The sequence below is a fragment of the Gemella sp. GH3 genome (genome assembly GCF_013415425.1).
Classification (GTDB): Bacteria; Bacillota; Bacilli; order Staphylococcales; family Gemellaceae; genus Gemelliphila.
The window spans coordinates 1-379 of record NZ_JACBYC010000119.1; the positions used below are offsets into that span (position 1 = coordinate 1).

Genomic DNA, 379 nt, shown 5'->3' on the forward strand with positions numbered 1-379 from the left:
ATCATTTCCTGAGTATTTATCACTTGCCACTGCTCTGGATATGACTGCACCTGCCCCACCAGTTAGACCTTGTATAAGACGTAATATAATCATCACCCAAATATTCGTAACAAAAATGATTCCTAAACTTGCCAGCGTGAAAATAACCATCGCAATAAGAAGAGGCTTTTTACGACCTTTAGAATCGGAAATAGGACCAGAAAACAAGTTACCGAATGCTAATCCCACCATGAAAAATGAAATTGTTAATTGAGCACTTGATGCTGTTGTATGAAAATCATTCTTAATGTTAGGTAGACCTGGTAAGAACATGTCAATTGACAACGGTCCTATAGCAGTAAGCGCACCTAAAATGATGATAAATAATAGGGAATTGCGA

1 protein-coding gene is annotated in these 379 nt (G+C 37.5%); it reads right to left on the minus strand.

Annotated features, from left to right (window positions below):
- On the minus strand, positions 1-379 hold a 379-nt coding region (locus HZY83_RS05010), incomplete at both ends, for an MFS transporter (protein WP_179942978.1).